This is a genomic window from Streptomyces sp. 150FB (assembly GCF_000818195.1).
Classification (GTDB): domain Bacteria; phylum Actinomycetota; class Actinomycetes; order Streptomycetales; family Streptomycetaceae; genus Streptomyces.
On sequence record NZ_JTHL01000001.1, the window covers coordinates 6,718,892 to 6,722,425 of the forward strand.

The following is a 3,534-nucleotide window of genomic DNA, read 5'->3' on the forward strand; positions in this document are numbered from 1 at the left end:
ACCGACGAGCGCCGGGACACGGCCCGGCACGCCCTCGGCCCCGTCACCGCGTACCCGGGGCCGGTCGACCTGGCGGCGATGGTCGCGGCGCGGGCGGCGAGCGACGGTGCGGCCGTCGCCCTCGCCATGGGCGAACGGCATCTCACCTACGGTGAGTTCGACCGGCGGGCCAACCAGCTCGCCCACCATCTGCTGGCGCTCGGAGCGGCGCCCGACCGGCCCGTCGGCATCCTGCTGGACAGGTCCTTCGACCTGGTCGTGGCGATCGTCGCAGCGGTCCGGGCCGGAGCGCCCTACCTGCCGCTGGACCCCGACCACCCGGCCGCCCGCACCACCGCCGTACTGGACGACGCGGACGCGGCGCTGGTGGTCACCACGGAGGCCCTCGCCGCCCTGCCGGCCGCCGCCGGGCGCACCCCCGTACCCCTCGACACACAGGCGGCCGAGATCGCCGCGCGCCCGGAGAGCTGGGAGCTTCCACCGGCCCTGCCCGGCCAACTGGCGTACGTCTTCTACACATCGGGCTCCACCGGCCGCCCCAAGGGCGTGATGGTGCCGCACGCGGCCGCGCACAACCAGATCCGCTGGCAGATCGACCGATTCGGGCTCGGTCCCGGCGACTCCGTCCTGCTCAAGACCAACGTGACCTTCGACGACTCGGTTGTCGAGGTGTTCGGCGCGCTCGCCGCAGGCGCCCGGCTGGTCGTCGCCGAACCCGGCGGCCACCGCGACCCCGAGTACCTGCGCGCGCTGATGGCCGCCGAACGCGTCAGCTACGTACGGTTCGTACCCACCATGCTGGCCGCGCTGTTGGAGCACGGCGGCGACACCCCGCTGCCGCACCTGCGGGTGATCAAGAGCGCGGGCGAACCGCTGCCGCCCGAGCTGGCCGAGCGCTGCCTGGCCGCCTTCCCCGGCGCCCTGCTGTACAACGCGTACGGGCCGACCGAGACCGCCGTCAACGTCACGGCTGCCCACTGCTCACCGGGCGATCCGCGGGTGGCGATCGGGACACCCGTCGACAACGTCCGCTGCCATGTCCTCGACGAGCGGATGAACCCGCAGCCGGCCGGTGTCCCCGGCGTGCTCCACGTCGGCGGGATCCAGCTCGCCCGTGGCTACCTCGGACAATCCGCCCTGACCGCACGGCAGTTCGTCCCCGACCCGTTCGGCGACGAGCCCGGCGGGAGGCTCTACCGCACCGGGGACCTGGTGCGCCGCCGTCCCGACGGCACCCTCGACTACCTGGGCCGCGCCGACCGGCAGGTCAAGATCCGTGGCATGCGGATCGAACCCGGCGAGATCGAGTCCGCCCTCGCCGGGCACCCCTCGGTCGGCCAGGCCGTCGTCGCGGTGCGCGACGACCACACCGGCGGCCCGCGCCTGGTGGCGTACGTACTGCCGAGTGCCGCCGGCACCCCGGCCCCTGGCGAGCTGCGCGCCTGGCTGACCGGGCAGCTGCCCGCCCACCTCGTCCCGGCGGCCTTCGTCGTCCTCGACGCCTTCCCGCAGTTGGCGAGCGGCAAGGTGGACCGGAGCGCCCTGCCCGACCCGGGTGCGGGCACCGGGGACGAGGGGGCGTCCGGGGAGGCGTACGAGCCGCCCGCCGCCGGGCTGGAGGAGAGCGTCGCCGCGATCTGGGCCCGGACCCTCGGTGTCGCCGAGATCGGCCGTCGCGACGGGTTCTTCGCACGCGGCGGGCACTCGCTGCTCGCCATGCGGGCGCTGCTGGCCGTCAGGGAGGAGCTGGGCCTGCCGGTGCCGCTGCGGCTGATCTTCGAGGAGCCGACTGTCGCCGGATTCGCCGCCAGGCTGGCCGGTACGGGAACAGCGGCCGGGCCGGACGCCGCCGCACCGCCGGTGGAGGCGCGCGCCGAGGGGGTCGCCGAGGTCTCGGCGGCCGAGGCCAGGCTCTGGTTCGCCGACCAACTCGCGCCGGGGGACCCCGCGTACAACATGCCGGTGGTGTGCCGGATGCGCGGCGCCGTCGACGTGGCGGCACTGGAGACGGCGCTGAGCGCGCTGGCCGCGCGCCACGAAGCCCTGCGCACATCCTTCCCCTCGGTCGACGGGGCACCGCACCGCGTGGTCGCCGACGACACCGAAATCCCGCTGCTCGCAGTGGACCTGCGCGGTTTCGGGGAGGAGCGGCGGCAGCGGGAGCTGGCCGGCGTCCTCGCCGCCGAGAGCACCACCCGCTTCGACCTGGGGCAGGGGCCGCTGGCACGCGCGGCCGTGATCCGGCTCGGTGACGAGGAGTTGGTGATCGCACTGACCCTGCACCATGTCATCGCCGACGGCTGGTCGGTGCGGGTCCTCCTCGACGACCTCCGGGCCGGCTATCTCGCCGCCCGCGACGCCTCCACAACTCTTCGTGATGCGGGGGTTGTTCCGCCGGACGGCATCGACCCCGCCGGCCTTCCCGCCAGGCTCGGCGCCGGCGACTACGCCGCCCGGCAGAACCGCCGCGCGACCGCCGAGGTCCGGGCCACCGAACTGGCGCACTGGCGGGAGCGGTTGGCCGGGACGGTGCTCCAGCAACTGCCCTCCGACGGGCCGCGCGAGTCCGCCGGCACCTCGGCGGGTGCCGCGCAGCGCCTCACCATACCGCGTGAACTCTCCAACAAAATAAGGGAGTTGGCTGACTCGACCGGCTCTACCCCGTTCATGGCGCTGCTGGCCGGATACGCCGTCGTGCTCGCCCGGCACTGTGCGGCCGACGAGATCGTCCTGACCATGCCGGTCGCCGACCGGGGCAGGCCCGACCTCGACGGTATTGTCGGCCTGCTGCTCGACACCGTCGCCCTGCGTATCCGCGTCACACCGGGGCAGAGCTTCCGCGCACTCCTGCGCGAGGTCCGGACCGTCGTCCTCGACGCGTACGAACACCGGGTACTGCCCTTCGACCAGCTCGTCGACGCGCTGGGCCTCGACGGCCGCTCCCTCACCCGGCACAGCATCTCCATGGACCCGCTGCCCGCAGGACCCATGACGTTCACCGACGGGATCAGCCTCGAACCCGAGCCGCTCGGGGCGGAGTTCTCCAAGGCCGATCTGAACCTGCTCTTCGAGGACGGCGAACAGGGCCTCGCGGGCTGGTTCGTGCACCGCACACCGCTGTACGGAGCCGAGCGCGTCCGGCGCATGAGCGACCACCTGCTGACCCTGCTGGCAGCGGCCACCGCGACCCCCGACGCCCCGGTCACCGGCCTCGCCATGCTCGACCCCGCCGAGCGCGCGGCCCTCACGACCGGCAGGCCCGGTACGACCGGCACGACCGAGCCGGGCGAGCCTGTCGAACGCGCCCGGGCCTGCCCGCACCACCTCGTCCTCGACACGATCGCGAGGGTCCCCGACGCGGTCGCCCTCGTCGCGAGCGGCGAGATCGTGACGTACGGCGAACTCGGCAGGCGGGCCGCCCGGCTCGCCCGCCACCTGACGGCGCGCGGCGTGCGCCCCGGCGACCTGGTCGCCGTCGGACTCGGCCGCGGCGTCCACCAGCCCGTCGCCGTCCTGGCCGTGCTGCTGGCGGGG

At 74.5% G+C, this 3,534-nt stretch carries 1 protein-coding gene; it reads left to right on the forward strand.

Annotation, left to right across the window (positions count from 1 at the left end; genetic code table 11):
- Positions 1 to 3,534 (forward strand): non-ribosomal peptide synthetase (locus QR77_RS29090; RefSeq protein WP_160310961.1); only part of this gene is annotated, 3,534 nt, incomplete at both ends.